Here is a 22,122-nt window from a genome sequence, read left to right as displayed (position 1 = left end):
GAGGCCTGAATTTAAGAAAATGCGGCTCGCAACGGACGAGCGGTGGCCCAGGAGCGGGTGCCGCGGAACGCCCAAGGTGCGCCGAAGATGGCGGTGAGGCAGCTTGCCGCATGGAGAGGATAGGAACAATGAACGGGTCGCAATTCGAGCGCGCAAACATCGTGGCAGAAGAGCTGTCGGCGACGGTCGCCTCGAAAACGACCGATCCGATCACCTCACCGATTCAAGAGCACAATTCGCGCCCCAAGGCCGAAGGCCTGTACGATCCGAGCCTGGAGAAGGATTCTTGCGGCGTCGGCTTCATCGCCAACATCAAAGGCAAGAAGTCGCACGAGATCGTCTCGGACGCGCTGAGCATCCTCTGCCACCTCGAGCATCGCGGCGCCGTCGGCGCCGACCCGCGCGCTGGCGACGGCGCCGGCATTCTGGTGCAGATCCCGCACGCCTTCTTCAGCCGCAAGGCCTCAGAGCTCGGCTTCAAGCTGCCGGCGCCCGGCGAGTACGCCATCGGCGCGTTGTTCATGCCGCGCGACACCGCCTGGCGCAACGTGATCAAGAGCATCGTCGCCGACCAGATCAAGGAAGAGGGTCTGACCCTGCTGGGCTGGCGCGACGTGCCGACCGACAATTCCTCGCTCGGCGTCACCGTGAAGCCGACCGAGCCCGCCTGCATGCAGGTGTTCATCGGCCGCAACGGCACCGCCAAGACCGAGGACGAGTTCGAGCGCCGGCTCTACATTCTGCGCAAGTCGATCTCGCAGGCGATCTACCAGCGCCGCGACCGCGGCCTCGCCGGCTATTACCCGTGCTCGATGTCCTGCCGCACCGTGATCTACAAGGGCATGTTCCTCGCCGACCAGCTCGGCAAGTACTATCCCGATCTGCACGAGGCTGACTTCGAGAGCGCGCTCGCGCTCGTGCACCAGCGCTTTTCGACCAACACCTTCCCGGCCTGGTCGCTGGCGCATCCCTACCGCATGATCGCGCACAACGGCGAGATCAACACGCTGCGCGGCAACGTCAACTGGATGGCGGCGCGCCAGGCCTCGGTCAGCTCCGAGCTCTACGGCAAGGACATCAACCGGCTCTGGCCGATCTCCTATGAAGGACAGTCGGACACCGCCTGCTTCGACAACGCGCTCGAATTCCTGGTGCAGGGCGGCTACTCGCTGCCGCACGCCGTCATGATGATGATTCCGGAGGCGTGGGCCGGCAATCCCTTGATGGATGAGAAGCGCCGCGCCTTCTACGAATATCATGCCGCGCTGATGGAGCCGTGGGACGGCCCTGCCGCGATCGCCTTCACCGACGGCCGCCAGATCGGCGCCACGCTCGACCGCAACGGCCTGAGGCCCGCGCGCTATCTCGTCACCAAGGACGATCGCATCGTCATGGCGTCCGAGATGGGCGTGCTGACGATCCCTGAGGACCAGATCATCACCAAGTGGCGGCTGCAGCCGGGCAAGATGCTGCTGGTCGACCTCGAGCAAGGCCGCCTGATCCCGGACGACGAGATCAAGGCTTCGCTCGCCGCCAGCCATCCCTACAAGGAGTGGCTGGAGCGGACCCAGATCGTGCTCGAAGACCTGCCGAAGGTGCCGACCACGGGCGTGCGCTCCAACCTGTCGCTGCTCGACCGCCAGCAGGCGTTCGGCTACAGCCAGGAAGACATCACCATCCTGATGACGCCGATGGCGGCCACGGGCGAAGAAGCCGCAGGCTCGATGGGCAACGACACGCCGATCTCGGCGCTGTCGGACAAGGCCAAGCCGCTGTTCACCTACTTCAAGCAGAACTTCGCACAGGTCACCAACCCGCCGATCGACCCGATCCGCGAAGAGCTGGTGATGAGCCTCGTCTCGATCATCGGGCCGCGGCCGAACCTGTTCGACCTGCAGGGCATGGCCACGACCAAGCGCCTCGAAGTGCGCCAGCCGATCCTGACCGACGCGGACCTGGAAAAGATCCGCTCGATCTCGGAGGTGGCGGAGTCGCACTTCAAGTCGCGCACGCTGGACACCACCTTCCACGCCGGCCTCGGCGCGGCGGGCATGGACCAGGTGCTGGACGAGCTCTGCGCGCGCGCCGAAAGCGCAGTGCGCGAGGGCGTCAACATCATCATCCTGTCCGACCGCATGGTCGGCACCGACCGCGTGCCGATCCCCTCGCTGCTGGCCTGCGCCGCCGTGCATCATCACCTGATCCGCACCGGCCTGCGCACCTCGGTCGGCCTCGTCGTCGAATCCGGCGAGCCGCGCGAAGTGCATCACTTCGCCTGCCTTGCCGGCTACGGCGCCGAAGCGATCAATCCCTACCTCGCGTTCGAAACCATCACCGCGATGAAGGACCGCCTGCCCGGCTCGCTCGACGACTATGAGATCGTCAAGCGCTACATCAAGTCGATCGGCAAGGGCCTGCTCAAGGTGATGTCCAAGATGGGCATCTCGACCTATCAGTCCTATTGCGGCGCGCAGATCTTCGACGCGGTCGGCCTCAAGGCCGACTTCGTCGCCAAGTTCTTCGCCGGCACGCATACCCGCGTCGAGGGCGTCGGCCTTGGGGAGATCGCGGAAGAAGCAGTGCGCCGTCATGCCGACGCGTTCGGCGAGGCGCAGGTCTACAAGACCGCGCTCGATGTCGGCGGCGAATATGCCTATCGCAGCCGCGGCGAGGACCATGCCTGGACCGCGGAGTCGGTGTCGCTGCTGCAGCACGCCGCGCGCGGCAATTCGCAGGAGCGCTACCGCGCCTTCGCCAAGATCCTGAACGAACAGTCGGAGCGCCTTTTGACGCTGCGCGGCCTGTTCCGGATCAAGAACGCGGAGGAAGAGAAGCGCAAGCCGATCCCGCTCGACCAGGTCGAGCCGGCCAAGGAGATCGTCAAGCGTTTCGCCACGGGTGCGATGAGCTTCGGCTCGATCTCGCGCGAGGCGCACACCACGCTCGCGATCGCCATGAACCGGATCGGCGGCAAGTCGAACACCGGCGAAGGCGGCGAGGAAGCCGACCGCTTCAAGCCGATGCCGAACGGCGATTCCATGCGTTCGGCGATCAAGCAGGTCGCCTCGGGCCGCTTTGGCGTCACCACGGAGTATCTCGTCAACTCCGACATGATGCAGATCAAGATGGCGCAGGGTGCCAAGCCCGGCGAAGGCGGCCAGCTGCCCGGCCACAAGGTCGACGCGACCATCGCAAGAGTCCGGCACTCGACGCCGGGCGTCGGCCTGATCTCACCGCCGCCGCACCACGACATTTACTCGATCGAGGACCTGGCGCAGCTCATCTACGACCTCAAGAACGTCAACCCGACGGGCGACGTCTCGGTCAAGCTCGTCTCGGAGATCGGCGTCGGCACTGTGGCCGCGGGCGTTGCCAAGGCGCGCGCCGACCATGTCACCATCGCGGGCTTCGAGGGCGGCACGGGTGCTTCGCCGCTGACCTCGATCAAGCATGCGGGGTCGCCGTGGGAAATCGGCCTCGCCGAAACCCACCAGACCCTGGTGCGCGAGCGGCTGCGCAGCCGCATCGTGGTCCAGGTCGACGGCGGCTTCCGCACCGGCCGTGACGTCGTGATCGGCGCGTTGCTGGGCGCCGACGAGTTCGGCTTCGCTACCGCGCCGTTGATTGCGGCCGGCTGTATCATGATGCGCAAGTGTCATCTCAACACCTGCCCGGTCGGCGTCGCGACCCAGGACCCTGTCCTGCGCAAGCGCTTCACCGGCCAGCCCGAGCACGTGATCAACTACTTCTTCTTCGTCGCGGAGGAAGTCCGCGAGATCATGGCTTCGCTCGGCTTCCGCACCTTCAACGAGATGGTCGGCCAGGTGCAGCTGCTCGACCAGACCAAGCTGGTCGCGCACTGGAAGGCCAAGGGGCTCGACTTCTCCAAGCTCTTCGTCAAGCAGAAGGAAGAGAAGGGTCAGAAGATCTATCACTCCGAGCGCCAGAACCATCATCTGGAGGCGGTGCTCGACCGCACGCTGATCGAGAAGGCGCAGGCAGCGCTCGATCGCGGCGCGCCGGTGAAGATCGAGGCCGCCATCAACAGCACCAACCGCTCCGCAGGCGCGATGCTGTCCGGCGCGGTCGCCAAGATCTACGGCCATGCCGGCCTGCCGCACGACACGATCCATGTCAGCCTCACGGGCACCGCAGGTCAGGCCTTCGGCGCCTGGCTCGCCCACGGCGTCACCTTCGAGCTCGAAGGTGAAGGCAACGACTATGTCGGCAAGGGCCTCTCGGGCGGCAAGATCATCGTCAAGCCGCCGAGGAACTCGGCCATCGTGCCGGAAGAAAGCATCATCGTCGGCAACACCGTGATGTACGGCGCGATTGAGGGCGAGTGCTACTTCCGCGGCATCGCCGGCGAACGCTTCGCCGTGCGTAACTCGGGCGCGGTCGCCGTGGTCGAGGGCGCGGGCGATCATTGCTGCGAATACATGACCGGCGGCATCGTGGTCGTGCTCGGCAAGACCGGGCGCAACTTCGCGGCCGGCATGTCCGGCGGCATCGCCTACGTGCTGGACGAGGCCGGCGACTTCGACAAGCTGTGCAACCTCAGCATGGTCGAGCTCGAGCCGGTGCTGTCGGAGGAGTTGATCAACGCCGGCACCTATCACCATGCCGGCGACCTCGAGGCGCATGGCCGGGTCGACGTGTTCAGGAACCTGCTCGCCTCCGACGTCGAGCGGCTGCACGTCCTGATCTCGCGCCACGCCAAGGCAACCGGCTCCAAGCGCGCCGCCGAGATCCTTGTCAATTGGAAGGACTGGCTGCCCAAATTCCGCAAGGTGATGCCGGTCGAGTACCGGCGCGCACTGCGCGAGATGGCCGCCAACGCGGACGCCGAGCCGAAAATCGCGATCGGGGCGTAAGGCATTACACCTCGTCATTGCGAGCGAAGCGAAGCAATCCAGAAACTCTCCGCGGAAACAGACTGGATTGCTTCGTCGCTTCGCTCCTCGCAATGACGGTGAGGAAACAACAAGACGAATTTAAGCGGCAGGGACTTCGGGTTTAATGGGCAAGATCACGGGTTTTCTGGAAATCGAACGGCACGACCGCAAGTACACCCCGGTCGCCGAGCGCGTGAAGCATTACAAGGAATTCGTCGTTCCGCTCTCCGAGAAGGAGGTGCGCGACCAGGCCGCGCGCTGCATGAATTGCGGCATTCCCTATTGCCACGGCACCGGCTCGGTCGCGCCGGGCACGCCGGGCTGCCCGGTCAACAACCAGATCCCCGACTGGAACGACCTCGTCTACCAGGGCAATTGGGAAGAGGCCTCGCGCAACCTGCACTCGACCAATAACTTCCCGGAGTTCACAGGCCGCATCTGTCCGGCGCCGTGCGAGGCGTCCTGCACGCTCAACATCGACGACAACCCCGTCACCATCAAGACCATCGAATGCGCGATCGTCGACCGCGCCTGGGACAATGGCTGGCTCAAGCCGGAAGTCGCCACCGTCAAGACCGGCAAGAAAGTCGCGGTCATCGGCTCGGGTCCGGCCGGCATGGCCTGCGCGCAGCAGCTGGCGCGCGCCGGCCATGACGTCCACCTCTACGAGAAGTACGCCAAGGCCGGCGGCCTGCTGCGTTACGGCATCCCCGACTTCAAGATGGAGAAGGGCGTCATCGACCGCCGCGTGGCGCAGATGGAGGCCGAAGGCGTCACCTTCCACTACAACAGCCATGTCGGCGCTGACGGCAATGTCGATCCGCGCGAGATGCTCAACGAGTACGATGCGGTGGCGCTGACCGGCGGCGCGGAAGCTCCGCGCGACCTGCCGATCCCCGGCCGCGAGCTCGCCGGCATCCACTACGCCATGGACTTCCTGCCGCAGCAGAACCGCCGCGTCTCCGAGGAGCCGCTTGGCGGCGTCCAGGAGATCCTGGCCGGCGGCAAGCATGTCGTCGTCATCGGCGGCGGTGACACCGGCAGCGACTGCATCGGCACCTCGCTGCGCCAGGGCGCGCTCTCGGTGACCCAGCTCGAGATCATGCCCGCTCCCCCCGAGCGCGAGAACAAGGCCCTGACCTGGCCGAACTGGCCGCTGAAGATGCGAACTTCGTCGAGCCAGGCCGAAGGCGCGGTGCGCGAATACGCCGTGCTGACCCAGAAGTTCTCTGGCGAGAACGGCCAGGTCAAGAAGCTGCACTGCGTCCGCGTCGACGACAAGTTCAAGCCGCTTCCCGGCACCGAGTTCGAGCTCGATGCCGAGCTCGTCCTGCTCGCGATGGGCTTCGTCCACCCCGTGCACGAGGGCCTGTTGAAGCTGCTCGCGGTCGACCTCGACCCGCGCGGCAACGTCAAGGCCAACACGCTGGACTACCAGACCTCGCGCCCGAACGTGTTCACCGCCGGCGACATGCGGCGTGGGCAATCGCTGGTGGTGTGGGCGATCCGCGAGGGCCGGCTGTGCGCGAGGTCGATCGACACGTTTTTGATGGGGAAGACGGATTTGCCGCGGTGAGTTTTTGCTCTGCCGCCAGATCAGCAAACAGTGTCATCGCCCGGCTTTGACCGGGCGATCCAGTATTCCAGAGACGCCGGTTTGATGCGGACAGGCCGCGGCGTACTGGATGCCCCGGTCAAGCCGGGGCATGACAGCGAAGTGAATAGTTAGAGGGCAGGCCTCAACCCAAGACGTGCGGAAAGTGCTCCGCGTCCCACTCGTCAAGTCGGAACAGCACCTTGCCGTATTCGAGAATCTTATCGTCCGGTCGATAGGGGCGCGTCGAAACTTCAATGTCCGATGGGACTTCACTTGGCATCAAGTGAAAGTGCTCGTTAGTTTCGCTCAGAGCCAGTAGCTGCTTCACAAGAAGGTCTCGGCCTTCCGGGTTAAGCCATAGCTCGAATTCGCCAGCCGAATTGATGTCCAAGGTAATTCGAGCGGCCATGGCGGCTTTCCTCTAATTCTGCAGCCTCACCCCCAGCAGCACCACCGTGCCCTGCGAGCTCGATCCCGGCTGGCTCGAATTCAGGATGTCGTGGCGCAGCGTGCCCTTGACCCAGATGTTGCGGTTGAGCTTGTAAATCAAATTGCTTTCGAACGAGTAGGTCTTGTCGTTGCGGTTCTGGCCCTGGTAGTCGAGCGTGCCATAGGTGAACTTGCCGACCGCGGTGAGCCAGCGGCGGAAGTCGTGGTCGACTTCGGCCGAGTAGGTGCGCACCAAAACTCCGGATGAGCCGGGGACCGTGGTCTCCGAGATCTGCGTGTCGGTGAAGAACTTCACCGTGGTGAGGCCGCTGGCGCTCCAGATCAGCGAGCCCGTGGTCAGAAGCCCTGCGAGCTGGCTGAGGCGCGGGTCGGTGTAGCTGCGCGCGGAATAGCCGACCGAGATCTCGCCGGTGAGGATGCGCGAGAACTCGAAGGACGAGCCGACCTTGGCATAGCCTCCGTTCGAATCGCGGAAATAGCCGTTGCGGTCGGCCGCCTGGTCGTGGACGCGCCTGTCGCCCTGGACCTCGACGAAGGGCTTCAGGCCGGGCTTGAGGTCGTAGGAAAAGCGGCCGACGCCGCCGTACTGGTTGAAGTTGCGGTCGTCGTTGCTGAAGGTCGAGCCGTCGGTGAGCTTCGAATCGGTGTAGGCGGTGCGATCGATGGTGGCGCCGGCCGCAACCTGGAAGCGGTTGAAGGTCTGGTCGAAGCCGAGCGTCGTGCCGTAGGCGGCGTAGACCGGGTATCGCTGCAGGCCGGCCTGCACGTTGGGGCTGCCGGGATTGTCGGTGGCGAGCCGCAAACGCAGCTGCGAGAGAAGCTTGAAGTCGCGGGTGACGTCGAGCCGGCCGTCGACATGGCCGTTGAAATCGGGCCGATTGGCCTCGACCGGCGATGGCGAGGCGAGGCCGTTGATCGTCGCCGGCATGTCGTTGGTGTAGCCCGAGAACGAGCCGCGCAGATCGGCGACCAGTGCGTGGCGCTCCCAATCCGACACCACGAGCAGATCGGGCGCGATGACATAGGCCGGCGACCCGACCGGTCTGTTGAGGCGCGTCGGATTGCTGTCGTAGCCGGCGGAGAGCTCGAGCCCGCCCTTGATCAGGAAGCTGCCGGCGTAATCGCCGACCGCGCCGAACGGATCGTCATCGGCCTTGAGACGACGGCGCAGCGGCTGGCCGGGCACATTGCCCGCCATTGCCGCCGGCACCGGCACCTTGTGCGCGGTCTCGGACGGCGGCGGCGCAATGCGCGGTGGGCCGAGCGTCGTGGCCGGCGTTGCGGGTGGCGGCGGCGAGCCGGGACCGACGCGCTTCGGCTTCGGCTGGCCCGGATAGAGCTTGGGCTGCTGCCGCTTGCGGTTGAGCGAGTCATAGCCGGATCCGCTCGCGCCGGTGGCGGCCGGCAGGCCGTAGGTCGGGACCTGACCGACACGCGAGCTCGCCGGCGTCTGCTGGCGCTGGCGCGGGTCGGCGTTGGGATCAGGCAGTCTCGGCAAGGCGTCGGAGGGCGCCTGCGGCACGCCAGCGGTACGGCGGGTCGGCAGCGTGTCAGGCGAGGCAAAGGCGCCGCGGTTGGGATTGAACAGGTCGGGCGTCAGGCCCTGGGCCCCCGCCGGGCCGCTTGCGAGGGCGGTCAGCGCGAGGCACGGCAAAGCGGCGCGCAGGAAATGCGCGACCTTGCTCCGGCCCCTGCCTGGAGACGACCCCACGATGGAATTACCCCAACGAAATCAAACACTTTCTCGATCATCCCCGCCGACTGGCGAGAACCATCGTTAATGGAGTTAAAACAATTATGGTTAATGACCGGTTGAGGGCGTCGGGGCGCGCGTCGCCTCGCTGATCGGGGCGTGCTAAGCAGGCGCCAATGGGCGAACGCCCCTCCTCCCTGGACCAGACCATGCCGAGCTCGAAACCGCTGATGACCCAATCATCCGGCTCCATTCCTGACAGCGTCGAATCCGCGCTCCGCACCCTGGAGACGGAGAGCGGCGGCATCAACGCGCTCGCTAGCGCGCTGCGCGGCCCGCTGGGCGAGCCGTTCGCGAAGGCGGTCGAGCTGATCCGCAATGCCAAGGGCCGCGTCATCGTCACCGGGCTCGGCAAGTCAGGCCATATGGGCCGCAAGATCGCCGCGACGCTGGCCTCGACCGGCACGCCCTCCTTCTTCGTGCACGCCGCAGAAGCCGGTCATGGCGACCTCGGCATGATCACGCCCGACGACGTCATCCTGGCGCTGTCCTGGTCAGGCGAGCAGCCGGAGATGAAGAACCTCGTGAACTATTCGGCGCGCTTTGCGATCCCCATGATCGCGGTGACCTCGAACGCTTCGTCCTCGCTCGGCCAGGCCGCCGATCTCGTGATTGAGCTGCCGAAGGCACGCGAGGCCTGCCCGCACAATCTGGCGCCGACCACCTCGACGCTGATGCAGGCCGCGATCGGCGATGCGCTCGCGATCGCGCTGCTGGAGGGACGCGGCTTCACCGCGCTGGAGTTCGCGCATTTCCACCCCGGCGGCAAGCTGGGTGCGATGCTGAAATTCGTCCGCGACTACATGCGCACGGGCGCTGAGATTCCGCTCAAGCCACTCGGCACCGAGATGTCGGAGGCCGTGGTCGAGATGTCGGCGAAGGGGCTCGGCTGCGTCTGCATCGTCAACGATGCGGGCGAGGCCGTCGGCATCATCACCGACGGCGATCTGCGCCGCCACATGCGGCCCGACCTGCTGACGGTGACCGTCGACGAGATCATGACGAAGCAGCCCAAGACCGTGCCGCCCTCGATGCTCGCGACCGAGATGATCGAGGTGTTGAACACCCGCAAGATCACCACGCTGCTGGTGACGGAAGCGAACAAGGTGGTGGGAATCGTGCATCTGCACGATCTGCTGCGCGCGGGGGTGGCGTAGGGTTTGCGCGTCATCCCGGGGCATCGCGCAGCGATGAGCCCGGGATCCATCGTGCCGCAGAGTTTGTCTCGCTATGGATTCCGGGCTCGCGCCAAGTGGCGCGCCCCGGAATGACACTGAGAGTGCGGCACGTACCTGCCTCCCTCGTCATTGCGAGACCTACGCCGGAAACCGCGCCGCGTTCTGCTCCAGCGGCAAGCGCAGCCCGTTCGCCAAGTACGACACCGTGCGATAGAAGCCGCATAGCAACATGATTTCCAGGATCTGCGCTTCATCGTAATGCGTCGACAGCGCGGCGAACTCCTCGTCCGCGAGTGTCGCGCGATGATGCAGCGCGTCGACGGCTGCGATCAGCGCCTGCTCGGCCGGCGACCAAAGGGCCGAATTCGTATCACCCAGCACCGTGGCGCGCACCTCGTCCGCGGTGAGCTTTGCCAGCCCGGCAAAGATTGCGACATGCACGCCCCATTCGTATTCGCATCCGTTCAGCGCACAGGTGCGGTCGATGACGATCTCACGCTGGCGCAGCGAGAGCGGCCCCGGATCAAGCAGCCCGCCGGCGCGAAACTTGTCCCAGGCCCGGCCATGGCCCGCCATCACCCGGAACAGCACCAGCGGCGGCGTACCGCGCATGATGCGGTCGAACTGCGCCTGGATGTCCGGGGGATAAGGCGGCGAGAGCGGCGCGATGCGCGGTGAGGGCTGGGACATGAGCGGTTTCCGTTGCTACATTTACCGTAGCATTACGCTACATTATCCGTAGCAGGACGCAAGAGGTGACCATGGCGAAACGGGCGACAACAGCAGAACGCAGCGTCCGCGGTTCGCGTACCGGGCGGCCGATCATGGCTTTGCTCGACCTGCTCGGCCGGCGCTGGGCCTTGCGGATCCTGTGGGAGTTGCGCGGAGAGCCCCTCACCTCGCGCGTCCTGCGCAGCGCCTGCGACGAGGCCTCGCCCACGGTGCTGCAGGCCCGGCTGACCGAGCTGCGCGAGGCGGGCTTCGTGGAGCTGGGCGACGGCGGAGGTTACGGACTGACACCGCTGGGCCGGGAATTGTGCGAGACCTTCATGCCGCTGCACAGGTTTGCGGAGCGATGGAGGAGGTGAGACGGCGCTCTCCCTCTCCCCGTTCTTGCGGGGAGAGGGTCGGGGTGAGGGCCTCTCTCCACGCTTGAGATTCTCGAGGGACCTGTACCCCCTGACGCGGACTGCATCTGCGATGCAATCCGACCTCTCCCCGCAAGCGGGGAGAGGTGAAGAAGGGGCTACGCCGCGGCGACCGTCAGGTTGGCGCCGTCGACCTGTACCACCTTCACCCGCGTGCCCGCCGGCGTATCGGGCCCAGCCACGCGCCATACCGTGTCGCCGATGCGCACGGTGCCGGTGCCGTCGATGATCGGCTTCTCCAGCGTGAACTCACGGCCGAGCAAGGCTTCACTGCGCTTGTTGAGGAACGGGCTGGCACTAGCCTCCGGCTTCGGCTTGGCGAGACGGCGCCAGATCGGCACGGCGGCGGCGGCGAAGATCGCGAACATCACGAGCTGGATCTGCCAGGAGATCGCAGCCGCGAACGAGATCAGGCCGACCAGCAGCGCAGCGAGCCCGAGCCAGAACAGGAAGATGCCGGGCGCCAGCACCTCCAGCGCCATCAGGATGAAGCCGAGGATCAGCCAGTTCCAGTTGCCGAGCGATACGAACATGTCGGTCATGACACGACCTCTGTGAATAGTCCCGTTACTGCTGCGGCACGAACGGCGGTGTCGGGCCCGACGACGGTACCGATCCCCCGCGGCGGGCGGCGGTCGCCGCGCTCTCCCCGAACGTGGCCTTCGCAATTTCGCCGATGCCGGCGAGCGAGCCCAGCATGCTCATCGCTTCGACCGGAAGCATGATGACCTTCTGGTTCGGCGAGTCGGCCAGTTGCCCGAATGCCTTGATATACTTGTCGGCGATAAAATAGTTTAGCGCAGCGACATCGCCCTTGGCGATGGCCTCGCTGACCATTTGCGTGGCCTTGGCCTCGGCTTCCGCCGACCGCTCGCGCGCCTCGGCATCGCGGAAGGCGGCCTCGCGGCGGCCTTCCGCCTGGAGGATCTGGCCCTGCTTGGCGCCCTCGGCGCGCAGGATCTCGGACTGGCGTTGGCCTTCGGCCGCGAGAATGTCGGCGCGCTTGACCCGCTCGGCCTTCATTTGCCGCCCCATGGCTTCGACCAGGTCGGCGGGCGGCACGATGTCCTTGATCTCGATGCGGTTGACCTTGACGCCCCAGGGCGAGACCGCGGCGTCGACCACACGGAGCAGGCGCTCGTTGATTTCGTCGCGGTGCGACAGCACCTGGTCGAGGTCCATCGAGCCCATCACCGAGCGGATGTTGGTCATGGTGAGCACCGTAATCCCCTGGTTCAGGTTGGCGACCTCGTAGCTCGCCTTGGCGGCATCGAACACCTGATAGAAGGCGACGCCGTCCACCGTCACGGTGGCATTGTCCTTGGTGATCACCTCCTGCTCGGGAATGTCGATCACCTGCTCCATCATGTTGATCTTGCGCCCGACGCGATCGAAATAGGGCACGATCAAATTGAGCCCGGGGCTCAGCGTCTGGGTGTATTTGCCGAACCGCTCGATGGTCCAGTCATAGCCCTGCGGCACCGTCTTCACGCCGGCGACCAGCGTGACGATGACGAGCAACACCAGAACAATCGCGAAAATGTCGAAGCCGCTCATATCTCCTCCAAGCCGGGACAGGAAGTCAGGAAAAAGCCCTTTCCGGCGCTGTCATTGGTCGGGATCACGATCCTACCGGTTCAGCGGTCGCAATTCACGTCGGTATCGGAGCAATTCCACACAAGACGCACAGCAGAGAACGGTCGCGATATGTATTTGCGACAGGCTCTTGAAAGCGCGCGGGCGCAGGCCTAAAGCGCGATACGATCAGGATGAATCGTCATCGCGCTTTAGGTTATTGTTTGAGCATGATCTTTTCGGAAAACCGCTTCACACTTTTCCGGTTCATGCTCTAGCAGCGGAAATTAACGAATTCGGGCGAGGCGTCCGTCATGGACGGGTTCATTCGATCACGTCATTCGCAATTGCAAGCAGGCCCGGGGAAAGCGTGACGCCGAGCGCTCTCGCCGCCTTCAGGTTGAGCGCGAGCTCAAACTTGGTGGGATTCTGCACCGGCAGGTCGGCCGGCCGTGCGCCCTTCAGGATCCGGTCGATATAGTCCGCGGCGCGGCGAAGCTGCTCGACGCTGTCGGTGCTGTAGGACATCAGCCCACCCTCGTCGACGAAGGTGCGGCTCCAGAACACCGCGGGCACGCCCGCCTGTGCGATCGCCGAGAGCAGTTGCGCGCGGTTGGCCATGGTGAAGAAGTCCGGCAGGACCAGCAGCCCATCGGACTTGCGCGAGGCCAGCGCCGCGATCGAGGCCGCGTCATGCACCGGCGCGGGCTCGACCGTCATATGGAGCGCGCGGCCGGCATCCTCGATGGTGCGCAGCATCAGGGGCGCGAATGGCGCGGTGGCGGGATTGAAGACGACCGCAACGCGGGACACCTTCGGCGTGACCTGTGTCAGCATCTCCAGCCATTTGCCGGCCAGCGGACCATCGTAATCGGTAAAGCCTGTGAGGTTGCCGCCGGGATGCGCGAGGTTTTCGACAATGCCCTGGCCGACGGGATCGGTGACGACGGCGAACACGATCGGGATCGTCGTGGTGCGCCGGCGCAGCTCTTCGACCGAGGGTGTGCCGACCGCAAGCAGGATGTCGGGCTTGAGCGCGATCAGCTCGTCGGCGAACTGCGCGATGCGGGCGCGGTCGCCGCCGCCGCTGCGCCAATCGACCTTGAGATTGTCGCGCTCCTTCCAGCCTTGGCCGGCGAGCGCTTCGATCAGGGCCATGCTGCGCGTCTGGCCGATCGCATCGTCGGCAGCCGTGACCGAGAGCACGCCGAGCCGCCGTGTCGCGTTCGGCTGCTGCGCCAGGGCCGGGGCCGGCAGCGCCGCGAGCATCCCAAGAAGCGCCAGGCACCGGCGGCGGTTCATGGGACGCCCATCAGATCCAGCCCTGGAGCTCGCGCAGCACCAGGGTGCGGATCACGTCCATGCCCGGTCCGCTGTCGTTGAGGCAGGGGATCGCGGAGAACTGCTCGCCGCCATTGTGCTTGAAGATCTCCGCGTTCTCCTGCGCGATCTCCTCCAGCGTCTCCAGGCAGTCGGCGGAAAAGCCCGGCGTCACCACCGCGATGCGGCGCACGCCCTCTTTGGCAAGCCGCTCCATGGTCTTGTCGGTATAGGGCTGCAGCCACTCGTCGTTGCCGAAGCGCGACTGGAAGGTCAGCAGCAGCTTGGTCTCGTCCATGCCGAGCCGGCGGCGCAGCGCCTCGGTCGTCGCGATGCAGTGCTGCTGATAGGGATCGCCCTTGTCGACATAGGCTTTCGGCATGCCGTGGAAGGATGACACGATCAGCTCCGGCTTGAAGGACAGCGTCGCCAGATGGCCCTCGATCGAGGCGGCGAGCGCCTCGATATAGGCTTCGTCGTCATAGTAGGGCGGCGTCACCCGCAGAGTCGGCTGGTTCCGCAGCTGCGCGAGCACGCGGAAGACTTCGTCGCAGACGGTCGCCGAGGTCGAGGCCGAATATTGCGGATAGAGCGGCACGGCCAGGATACGCTCGCAGCCCTTCGCGATCAGCGCGGCGATGCCCGACTTGATCGACGGATTGCCGTAGCGCATCGCCCAATCGACGACGACGTTGTCGCGGTCCGACAAGGCGGCCGCGAGCTTGTCGCTTTGCGAGCGGGTGATGGTTTTCAGCGGCGACTCGTTCCGCTCATTGTTCCAGATCTTCTGGTAGTCGAGCGCCTTGGTGCGCGGACGGCTGCGCAGGATGATCCCGTTCAGCACCAGCTTCCAGATCAGGCCCTGGTCCTCGATGACGCGGGCGTCGCTGAGGAACTCCTTGAGGTAGACCCGCACGCCGGGAGCATCGGCCGTATCAGGCGTTCCGAGATTGATCAGGAGCACGCCGACGCGCGGCAGGGCGGATCGGGTGGCCGGTTTCGCGGTCTCGAGGGGGAGGACGCTGTTCATGACCGGTTGGGTCGCGCGTTGGTCCGAACTTGTCAAGATGAGCCGGGGTTCGCTAGGGTCGCACCCAAGCGGGGGGAGGCAGGATGACACTCGCGGAATGGTGCGTCTTCGGAGCGCTGCTGCTCTATCTGTCAACGATCGTCTCGGTCAAATGGATCAGGTTTCGCCACTTCGACAATTCCCGGCCGCGCGCCCCCGCCTTCTATGAGGACGCCCTGTCGCAACGCGCGCTCGGCGCGCACCAGAACGGCATCGAGACGTTTCCGTTCTTTGCGTTCGCGGTGCTGCTCGCCGAATACAGGGAAGCGCCGCAGCGTCTGATCGACGAGCTCGCGGCGCTGTTCCTGATCGTTCGGATTGCCTATGTGCTGACCTATCTTGGCAACCGGCCGACGCTGCGTTCGATCCTCTGGAGCATCGGCTTTGCGATCAATCTCGGCATCTTCTTCATGCCGGCGTTGAAACGGTTTCTGCCGGTGTGAAACGGCCTCACGCCGACAGATGCCGCTCGCGCGTTCCAATCAGCGCCCGCATCGATGCCGGGATCGTGACCGGACGATGGGTCTTCTGGTCGGTGTAGACCCAGACGATCTCGCCGGTTACCAGCGCCTCAGTGCCGCCCTTCCGGAAGATGGCGAGCTCGAACAGGAGGCTCGAATTGCCGATCCGCGCCACGCGCGCGCCGACGTCGAGCTCCCAGTCGAACCTAACAGGCGCCTTGTACTCGATCAGCGATTTGACGACGTGGAAATCGATGCCGCTCGCCTTTGCATCCGCATATTGGTCGAAGCCCAGCGCGCGGAAATATTCGGTGATGGTGGTGTCGAAATAAGTCAAATAATGCGCGTTGAAGACGACGCCCTGGCCGTCGATCTCGGAATAGCGCACCCGGAACGGATGGAAGAACCAGAAATTTTCGCGCGACATCTTAACTCCCCCGACCGAGATATATGCCCGTCATTGCGAGGAGCCCTTGCGACGAAGCAATCCAGACTGCCGCTGCGGAGAGCTTTCTGGATTGCTTCGCTGCGCTCGCAATGACGGAGCAAGGCGCGCAAACCGTCATTCTCAATTAGCGCCGCGAAGTGCAGATGCCCCTAGAAACACGTGGTCCGTTCGGCGGCGATGTAGCCGAACAGGAGGCCGACGCCGAACAGCAGGACCAGACCCGCGGCGCCGAACTCGATGCCGCGCATGAACAGCGCGCCACCGCCGTCGCGGCCGGCGCTGAGGCGCGCGGCGATGTCCTTGGCGGAGACGGCGACGACAGCAATGGCCGCCACCGTGATCGCGGTGCCCAATCCCATCAGGAAGGTCGCAGCGATCCCTGCCCAGAACAGGCCCTGCGCCAGCGCGAACACCAGGACCAGGATCGCGCCCGAGCAGGGGCGGATGCCGACGGTCAGGATCGCAGCGAAGCCGCGCCGCCAGCCGCCGGGGCCGGCGAGTTCGCTTGGCGTCGGTCCGTGGGAATGGCCGCAATGCTCGTCATGAACGTGGTCGTGCCCATGGTGATGGTGAGCGTGGCCGTGGCCATGGTGGTGATCATGGCCGTGATCGTGGTGATGATGATCATGCCTATCACGATGATGGTGATGATCGTGATCATGGTCGTGCGGCACGCCTGCGATCGCCGGCACCGGCTGGGCGGCCTGAAACGCGCCGATGAAGGTGCGGCCTTTGACCCAGACCAGGCGCAGGCCGAACAGCGCGATCAGGGCGTAGCTCGCAATCTCGATCACGCCTTCCGCCTTGCACATCGTCTTGGCCGTCGCATTCAGCACCCAGGCCGAGATGCCGACGATGAGGATCGCGACCAGCGACTGCATCAGGGCCGAGGCAAAGGACAGCGCGATGCCGCGCCGCGCCGTCTCGCGGTTGGCGACCAGATAGGACGCGATCACGGCCTTGCCGTGGCCGGGACCGGCGGCGTGGAAGATACCATAGGCGAACGAGATGAAGAGCAGCGTCCACACCGCCGACCCATCGGACTTCGCGGCGCGGATGGTTGCCGACATCTGCCGATAGAATTCCGACTGCTTGGCCAGGAGCCAGCCGATGAGGCCGCTCGCTTCAGGCTCGGCCGCCTGCGCCGGTCGCGGTGCGCCGAAAGGGTTTTGCGCGAGAAGATCGTGAAGCGCTGCATCAGTCACAGCCACGACCAGCAGCACAGCGGCAGAGGTGAGCAGCCCGCGTGCGAGCGGAGAGAGTTGCGGCTTCAAGGGCAATCCACCGTGATCTTGTTGGCGAACATCATGCCGAAATTCGAGTTCTCACCGTTCAGGAAGGTCTGTTCGTTCAGCTTCTGCGCGCTCGCGGTGCCGTCGTTCGGCCGTTCCAGCTTCATCTGGCAGCCCGCAGGCGCACCGACCAGCTTGACCGGACTGTCCTTGGCCATCTGGAAGTCGATGAAGAAGGAGCGGTCGAACACTTCGAGCACCAGCTGCCTGGGCTTGACCGGGTTCTTCAGCGGCAAGGTGAAGTGCAGGGTCAGCACCGTGTCCTTGTAGTCGAGGAAATAGTCGACCGGCTCCTGGAACCGCTCCTTCTTGCCGTCGGCTTTTGCGAAGGTGAAGTAGGCGTATTCCTTCAGCGACTCGACATTGGTCTGCGCCAGGGGCTTGAGCTCCTCACTCGTGTAGGTGCCCTTGGTCTTGCTCTCGAGCCCCTGCACCGCATAGGCCGAGAACATGTCGTCGAAGGTCCAGGCATGGCGCACGCCGGTGATGCTGCCATCGGCGGCATACAGCAATTCGCTGGTCGCGGTGATCCAGACATGCGGATGAGCGCTCGCCGCGCCCGCGGCGAGCGTCATCGCGGCGGCGAGCAGGCATCCGAACAGGGCGCGCATGCTCATCAGGCTGCCCTGGCGTCTTCGAGCAGGCCGCGGCGGCGGAGCAGCGCATCCGGCTCCGGCGGACGGCCGCGGAAGGCCTCGTAGGCGGCTTCCGGATCGACCGATCCGCCCGACGAATAGATGTCGTCGTGCAGGCGCTTGGCCACGGCGGGATCGAAGATGTCACCGGCCTCCTCGAAGGCGCCGAAGGCGTCGGCGTCCATCACCTCCGACCACATGTAGCTGTAATAGCCGGCGGCGTAGTGGTCGCCGGTGAAGATGTGGCCGAATTGCGTGGGCCGGTGACGCAGCGCGATCTCCTCGGGCATGCCGATCTTCTCCAGCTCGCGCCGCTCGAAGGCGCGGACATCCTGCGCGGCGGCAGCCGGCTGGGTGTGGAATTCCAGATCAACCAGCGCCGAGGAGACGAACTCGACCGTGGCAAAGCCCTGGTTGAATTTTCGCGCGGCGAGGAAGCGTTGCAGCAGGTCGTCCGGCAGCGGCTCGCCGGTCTGGTAGTGGCGGGCGAACTTCTGCAGCACCTCGGGCCGCTCCTGCCAGTGCTCGTAGAGCTGCGACGGCAGCTCGACGAAGTCGGTGAACACGGAGGTGCCCGACAGCGAGGGATAGGTCACGTTGGAGAGCATGCCGTGCAGGCCGTGGCCGAACTCGTGGAACAGGGTGCGGGCATCGTCGGGCGACAGCAGCGACGGCTCGCCGCCGGCGCCCTTGGCGAAATTGCAGATGTTGAGAACCAGCGGCGCGACGTCGCCGTCGAGCTTCTGCTGGTCGCGCAGCGAGGTCATCCACGCGCCGGAGCGCTTGGACGGTCGGGCGAAGTAGTCGCCATAGAACAGCGCCTTGTGCTTCCCATCCGGCCCCTTCATCTCCCAGACCCGGACGTCGGGGTGCCAGACCGGAACGTCCCTGCGCTCCTCGAAGGTGACGCCGAACAGGCGCGTGGCGCAGTCGAAGGCGGCGGCGATCATGTTGTCGAGACCGAGATACGGCTTGATCGCGGAATCGTCGAAATTAGCGCGCTGCAGACGCAGCTTCTCGGCGTAGAAGCGCCAGTCCCAGGGGGCGAGCTTGAAATTGCCGCCCTCCTCCGCGATCAGCGCCTGCATCTCGTCGCGGTCGGCGAGCGCCCGCGCCCTCGCGGGCTTCCAGACTCGCTCCAAAAGGCTGCGCACCGCACCCGGCGTCTTGGCCATGGAATCCTCGAGCCGGTAGGCGGCGTAGGTCGGATAGCCCAGCAGCCCGGCGCTCTCCTCGCGCAGCTTCAGGATCTCGACAATGGTCGCATTGTTGTCATTGGCGTTGCCGTTGTCGCCGCGCGCGATGAAGGCCTTGTAGACCTTCTCGCGGAGGTCACGCCGGGCGGAGCTCTTCAGAAACGTTTCGACCGAGGAGCGCGACAGCGTGACGATGGCCTTGCCTGCCATGCCGCGCTCTTCCGCCGCAGCCTTGGCGCTGGCGACGAAGCTCTCCGGCAGGCCCTGGCGATCGGCCTCCCCAAGCTCCAGGAACCAGTCCTGCTCGTCGCCGAGCAGATGGTGGCTGAAGCCGGTGCCGAGCTGGGCCAGCCGCTCGTTGATCTCGGCCATCCGGGTCTTGGCCTCCTCGGAGAGGCCGGCGCCGGCGCGGTGGAAGCGGGTGTAAGTACGTTCCAAGAGGCGGAGCTGCTCGGGCGTGAGACCGAGACCCGCGCGGTTCTCGTGCAGATGGGCGATGCGGCCGAACAGCACGGCGTTCATCATGATCGGATTCCAGTGCCGCGCCATCCGCAAGGAAACCTCCTTGTCGATCTCGAGGATGGCCGGGTTGGAATGCGCCGAGACGAGGTCGTAGAAGACCGCCGCGACCTTGCTCAGGAGCTTGCCTGAGCGCTCCAGCGCCGTAATGGTGTTGGCGAAATCTGGTGCCGCGGGATCGTTGGTGATCGCCGCGATCTCGGCGGCGTGGTCGGCGAAGGCCTGCTCGAAGGCCGGCAGGAAATGCTCCGGCTTGATCTCGTCGAAAGGCGGGGTCGCGAACGGCGTCACCCAGGCCTTCAGCAGCGGATTGGTCTCGGCGTCCGTAGTTTGGCGGGGTTCTGACATCACAAGTCCCGGATTTCGTGGCTCGATTGTTGCGGCCAGCTATAGCACGCGTGGGGCTTTTTTGGGCCGTTTGCCCTTGCCCCCAGCCTCCTTTTCGGGGAGATTGCGGCCCTCGAAGCCAGGACCCTCTGAAGCCATGAACGCGCCTTCTTCATCGTCCCGCCAGATTGTCTGGTCCAGCGTCATCACCGTCATCAGCGCCGCCATCTTGATCGGCGCGGAGGTGTTCGGCGCGGCGTTTGCCGGCGGCTGGGCGCTCGCGATCCTGTTCGGGCTCGGCGACCAGGGCGCCCATATCCTGCAGGCCGTGCTGTTCGCACTCGGCGTGCTCGTGATGACCGCCTTCATCCGCGGCGCTCAGCGCATCGAGCCCTTCACCAAGCGCGGCTGACGCGTCTCGCGCACGGGCAGCACGCGCAGCGCGGCGAAAACTTAACGCGCGTTCATCTTCCGCGGCGCTCGCGCAACAGCGCGCAAGCAGATGTTAGGCAATCCTGTCCGCAGCCTAAAAAAATTCTTGCGAACCAGAGTCAAAACGCTTATGTGCGGACTTGCCCAATTTCGCACGTGCCTGTGGTCGTGTGTCAGTCGGTAGGTATCCGGACAAGAGGCCGGACAGCCGCCAAGGGGTGAAGAAGCCGAGGGGCTCTTCGGAAGTGCGGAAGTCGAGACTGAAACGTCGAGCGACCGAAGCAAACCCGGAGCGCCCAGCATCTCTCTCAAAGAGATGCCATGTCGAAGGTGACTTCACTCTTTGCAACCGTGACTGGCAGCCGGAGGCGAACCGGCGCACCCCGCTCTCAACGGGGGACGCGACTTAAAGCAACGACGGATCGGGCTTTTTTGGTCTCTACCGGCAGTCCAACGCCGGCGCGGGCTACTGAAAAGGCTTGTCCTTCATTGCCAGGTGAGCGGGCGGGAAACTCTCCCAACCAATCCACGGCAGCACAGTCTGGTTTGAGTTTTTTGGCCTCGGCGCGCCTCCATCGCGCGATGCGGCCGAAGCACTCTCATCAGACGTCACGTTGATACGGCTCCCGTCGCTGGGACCGTTGGAGAGTGCCATGACCGAACGTATCCAGGAATTCCTGCGCAACCGCCGCAACGAAGGCCTCGACACCGAGCCGTGCCTCGTCGTCGACCTCGAGGTCGTGCGCGACAATTACCAGAGCTTCGCCAAGGCGCTGCCCGACAGCCGCGTGTTCTATGCCGTCAAGGCGAACCCGGCGCCGGAAGTGCTGGCCCTGCTGGCGTCCATGGGCTCCTGCTTCGACACCGCCACGGTCGCTGAGATCGAGATGGCGCTGGCTGCGGGTGCGACGCCCGACCGCATCTCCTTCGGCAACACGATCAAGAAGGAGCGCGACATCGCGCGCGCCTTCGCGCTCGGCATTCGCCTGTTCGCGGTCGATTGCGCCGCCGAGGTCGAGAAGGTCGCTCGTGCCGCCCCCGGCGCGAAGGTGTTCTGCCGCATCCTCTATGACTGCGCCGGCGCCGAGTGGCCGCTGTCGCGCAAGTTCGGCTGCGACCCGGAGATGGCGGTCGAGGTGCTCGACGCCGCCAAGCGCCTGGGCCTGGAGCCGTGCGGCATCTCCTTCCATGTCGGCTCGCAGCAGCGCAAGGTGAAGGCGTGGGACCGTGCGCTGGCGATGGCCTCGCAGGTGTTCCGCGACTGCGCCGAGCGCGGCATCAACTTGTCCATGGTCAACATGGGCGGCGGCTTCCCGACCAAGTACCTGAAGGACGTGCCGCCGGTGGTGACCTACGGCCGCTCGATCTTCCGCGCGCTGCGCAAGCACTTCGGCAACCAGATCCCGGAGACCATCATCGAGCCGGGCCGCGGCATGGTGGGCAACGCCGGCATCATCGAATCCGAGGTCGTGCTCATCTCGAAGAAGAGCGATGAGGACGAGGTGCGCTGGGTGTACCTGGACATCGGCAAGTTCGGCGGTCTCGCCGAGACCATGGACGAGTCGATCCGCTACGCCATCCGCACCCGTCACGACGGCGCGGACATGACCCCGTGCGTGCTCGCAGGTCCGACCTGCGACAGCGCCGATGTGCTGTACGAGAAGACCCCGTATCCGCTTCCGGTGACGCTCGAGATCGGCGACAAGGTGCTGATCGAAGGCACCGGGGCTTATACGTCGACCTACTCGTCGGTGGCGTTCAACGGCATTCCGCCGCTGCGGACGTACCACATCTGATCCGCCTCTGTTTTCCAGAGGCCTGACGAAC

At 65.2% G+C, this 22,122-nt stretch carries 18 protein-coding genes; 7 read left to right on the top strand and 11 right to left on the bottom strand.

Annotated features, from left to right (window positions below):
* The first annotated feature begins 128 nt into the window (after window positions 1–128).
* Window positions 129–4,874, top strand: a complete 4,746-nt coding sequence (gltB, locus tag ACVWYQ_RS27805; RefSeq protein ID WP_456726575.1) for a glutamate synthase large subunit — start codon at window positions 129–131, stop codon at window positions 4,872–4,874.
* 145 nt (window positions 4,875–5,019) lie between these two features.
* On the top strand, window positions 5,020–6,471 hold the full coding sequence (locus tag ACVWYQ_RS27800; RefSeq protein WP_404545808.1) for a glutamate synthase subunit beta: 1,452 nt from the start codon (window positions 5,020–5,022) through the stop codon (window positions 6,469–6,471).
* 163 nt (window positions 6,472–6,634) lie between these two features.
* On the opposite strand, the gene ACVWYQ_RS27795 is transcribed toward ACVWYQ_RS27800, so the two are convergent.
* Window positions 6,635–6,901 (bottom strand): hypothetical protein, encoded by a 267-nt coding sequence (locus ACVWYQ_RS27795; RefSeq protein WP_271545717.1) that lies wholly within the window; start codon window positions 6,899–6,901, stop codon window positions 6,635–6,637.
* 12 nt (window positions 6,902–6,913) lie between these two features.
* Window positions 6,914–8,653, bottom strand: a complete 1,740-nt coding sequence (locus ACVWYQ_RS27790; protein ID WP_404545806.1) for an outer membrane beta-barrel protein — start codon at window positions 8,651–8,653, stop codon at window positions 6,914–6,916.
* 191 nt (window positions 8,654–8,844) lie between these two features.
* Here ACVWYQ_RS27790 and ACVWYQ_RS27785 point away from each other — a divergent pair, with 191 nt between their 5' ends.
* Window positions 8,845–9,852 carry a KpsF/GutQ family sugar-phosphate isomerase gene (locus ACVWYQ_RS27785; protein ID WP_404546432.1) on the top strand — a complete coding sequence of 336 codons (1,008 nt, stop codon included), beginning with the start codon at window positions 8,845–8,847 and terminating at the stop codon, window positions 9,850–9,852.
* A 159-nt stretch (window positions 9,853–10,011) separates the two neighbouring features.
* Here the strand turns inward: ACVWYQ_RS27785 and ACVWYQ_RS27780 are convergent, their stop codons facing one another.
* Window positions 10,012–10,563 (bottom strand): carboxymuconolactone decarboxylase family protein, encoded by a 552-nt coding sequence (locus ACVWYQ_RS27780; protein ID WP_456726574.1) that lies wholly within the window; start codon window positions 10,561–10,563, stop codon window positions 10,012–10,014.
* A gap of 71 nt (window positions 10,564–10,634) precedes the next feature.
* Here ACVWYQ_RS27780 and ACVWYQ_RS27775 point away from each other — a divergent pair, with 71 nt between their 5' ends.
* Window positions 10,635–10,961 carry a winged helix-turn-helix transcriptional regulator gene (locus ACVWYQ_RS27775; RefSeq protein WP_404545802.1) on the top strand — a complete coding sequence of 109 codons (327 nt, stop codon included), beginning with the start codon at window positions 10,635–10,637 and terminating at the stop codon, window positions 10,959–10,961.
* A 158-nt stretch (window positions 10,962–11,119) separates the two neighbouring features.
* Here the strand turns inward: ACVWYQ_RS27775 and ACVWYQ_RS27770 are convergent, their stop codons facing one another.
* From ACVWYQ_RS27770 to hemH, 4 genes are all read right to left on the bottom strand, one after another.
* A complete protein-coding gene (locus tag ACVWYQ_RS27770) occupies window positions 11,120–11,563 on the bottom strand; it encodes an NfeD family protein (protein WP_157282872.1) in 444 nt (147 codons plus the stop codon).
* A 25-nt stretch (window positions 11,564–11,588) separates the two neighbouring features.
* Window positions 11,589–12,578: an SPFH domain-containing protein gene (locus ACVWYQ_RS27765; protein ID WP_157282875.1), complete on the bottom strand. Its 990-nt coding sequence runs from the start codon at window positions 12,576–12,578 to the stop codon at window positions 11,589–11,591.
* A gap of 342 nt (window positions 12,579–12,920) precedes the next feature.
* On the bottom strand, window positions 12,921–13,898 hold the full coding sequence (locus tag ACVWYQ_RS27760; protein WP_404545799.1) for an ABC transporter substrate-binding protein: 978 nt from the start codon (window positions 13,896–13,898) through the stop codon (window positions 12,921–12,923).
* 10 nt (window positions 13,899–13,908) lie between these two features.
* Entirely contained in the window at window positions 13,909–14,946 is a 1,038-nt protein-coding gene (hemH, locus tag ACVWYQ_RS27755; protein ID WP_404545797.1) for a ferrochelatase, read from the bottom strand.
* A gap of 83 nt (window positions 14,947–15,029) precedes the next feature.
* Here hemH and ACVWYQ_RS27750 point away from each other — a divergent pair, with 83 nt between their 5' ends.
* Entirely contained in the window at window positions 15,030–15,428 is a 399-nt protein-coding gene (locus ACVWYQ_RS27750) for an MAPEG family protein (protein ID WP_456726573.1), read from the top strand.
* Window positions 15,429–15,435: 7 nt separating this feature from the next.
* Here the strand turns inward: ACVWYQ_RS27750 and ACVWYQ_RS27745 are convergent, their stop codons facing one another.
* The 4 genes from ACVWYQ_RS27745 to ACVWYQ_RS27730 form a co-directional block, all read right to left on the bottom strand.
* On the bottom strand, window positions 15,436–15,873 hold the full coding sequence (locus tag ACVWYQ_RS27745; protein ID WP_404545795.1) for an acyl-CoA thioesterase: 438 nt from the start codon (window positions 15,871–15,873) through the stop codon (window positions 15,436–15,438).
* Window positions 15,874–16,043: 170 nt separating this feature from the next.
* Window positions 16,044–17,168, bottom strand: a complete 1,125-nt coding sequence (locus ACVWYQ_RS27740; RefSeq protein WP_198399689.1) for a nickel/cobalt transporter — start codon at window positions 17,166–17,168, stop codon at window positions 16,044–16,046.
* Entirely contained in the window at window positions 17,165–17,803 is a 639-nt protein-coding gene (locus tag ACVWYQ_RS27735; RefSeq protein WP_157282893.1) for a DUF1007 family protein, read from the bottom strand. The genes ACVWYQ_RS27740 and ACVWYQ_RS27735 overlap by 4 nt, the downstream gene beginning before the upstream one ends.
* Window positions 17,803–19,884, bottom strand: a complete 2,082-nt coding sequence (locus tag ACVWYQ_RS27730) for a M3 family metallopeptidase (RefSeq protein WP_271545736.1) — start codon at window positions 19,882–19,884, stop codon at window positions 17,803–17,805. Before ACVWYQ_RS27730 ends, ACVWYQ_RS27735 begins: the two co-directional genes overlap by 1 nt.
* A 136-nt stretch (window positions 19,885–20,020) precedes the next feature.
* Here ACVWYQ_RS27730 and ACVWYQ_RS27725 point away from each other — a divergent pair, with 136 nt between their 5' ends.
* Both ACVWYQ_RS27725 and ACVWYQ_RS27720 read left to right on the top strand, forming a co-directional pair.
* Window positions 20,021–20,275, top strand: a complete 255-nt coding sequence (locus tag ACVWYQ_RS27725; protein WP_035997726.1) for a hypothetical protein — start codon at window positions 20,021–20,023, stop codon at window positions 20,273–20,275.
* Window positions 20,276–20,948: 673 nt separating this feature from the next.
* Window positions 20,949–22,091 (top strand): type III PLP-dependent enzyme, encoded by a 1,143-nt coding sequence (locus ACVWYQ_RS27720; protein ID WP_157282899.1) that lies wholly within the window; start codon window positions 20,949–20,951, stop codon window positions 22,089–22,091.
* Window positions 22,092–22,122: the final 31 nt, after the last annotated feature.

This window comes from Bradyrhizobium sp. USDA 3397, assembly GCF_054060965.1.
Note: the sequence above shows the minus strand (reverse complement) of the source record. Positions and strands in the feature narration are given on the sequence as shown.

Bases quoted from the DNA above. Each gene is read 5' to 3' on its own strand.
- hemH (WP_404545797.1), bottom strand. From the start codon at position 14,946: ATGAACAGCGTCCTCCCCCTCGAGACCGCGAAACCGGCCACCCGATCC.
- ACVWYQ_RS27765 (WP_157282875.1), bottom strand. From the start codon at position 12,578: ATGAGCGGCTTCGACATTTTCGCGATTGTTCTGGTGTTGCTCGTCATC.
- ACVWYQ_RS27760 (WP_404545799.1), bottom strand. From the start codon at position 13,898: ATGAACCGCCGCCGGTGCCTGGCGCTTCTTGGGATGCTCGCGGCGCTG.
- ACVWYQ_RS27745 (WP_404545795.1), bottom strand. From the start codon at position 15,873: ATGTCGCGCGAAAATTTCTGGTTCTTCCATCCGTTCCGGGTGCGCTAT.
- ACVWYQ_RS27730 (WP_271545736.1), bottom strand. From the start codon at position 19,884: ATGTCAGAACCCCGCCAAACTACGGACGCCGAGACCAATCCGCTGCTG.
- ACVWYQ_RS27785 (WP_404546432.1), top strand. From the start codon at position 8,845: ATGCCGAGCTCGAAACCGCTGATGACCCAATCATCCGGCTCCATTCCT.
- ACVWYQ_RS27750 (WP_456726573.1), top strand. From the start codon at position 15,030: ATGACACTCGCGGAATGGTGCGTCTTCGGAGCGCTGCTGCTCTATCTG.
- ACVWYQ_RS27795 (WP_271545717.1), bottom strand. From the start codon at position 6,901: ATGGCCGCTCGAATTACCTTGGACATCAATTCGGCTGGCGAATTCGAG.
- ACVWYQ_RS27770 (WP_157282872.1), bottom strand. From the start codon at position 11,563: ATGACCGACATGTTCGTATCGCTCGGCAACTGGAACTGGCTGATCCTC.
- gltB (WP_456726575.1), top strand. From the start codon at position 129: ATGAACGGGTCGCAATTCGAGCGCGCAAACATCGTGGCAGAAGAGCTG.
- ACVWYQ_RS27735 (WP_157282893.1), bottom strand. From the start codon at position 17,803: ATGAGCATGCGCGCCCTGTTCGGATGCCTGCTCGCCGCCGCGATGACG.
- ACVWYQ_RS27780 (WP_456726574.1), bottom strand. From the start codon at position 10,563: ATGTCCCAGCCCTCACCGCGCATCGCGCCGCTCTCGCCGCCTTATCCC.
- ACVWYQ_RS27800 (WP_404545808.1), top strand. From the start codon at position 5,020: ATGGGCAAGATCACGGGTTTTCTGGAAATCGAACGGCACGACCGCAAG.
- ACVWYQ_RS27775 (WP_404545802.1), top strand. From the start codon at position 10,635: ATGGCGAAACGGGCGACAACAGCAGAACGCAGCGTCCGCGGTTCGCGT.
- ACVWYQ_RS27725 (WP_035997726.1), top strand. From the start codon at position 20,021: ATGAACGCGCCTTCTTCATCGTCCCGCCAGATTGTCTGGTCCAGCGTC.
- ACVWYQ_RS27720 (WP_157282899.1), top strand. From the start codon at position 20,949: ATGACCGAACGTATCCAGGAATTCCTGCGCAACCGCCGCAACGAAGGC.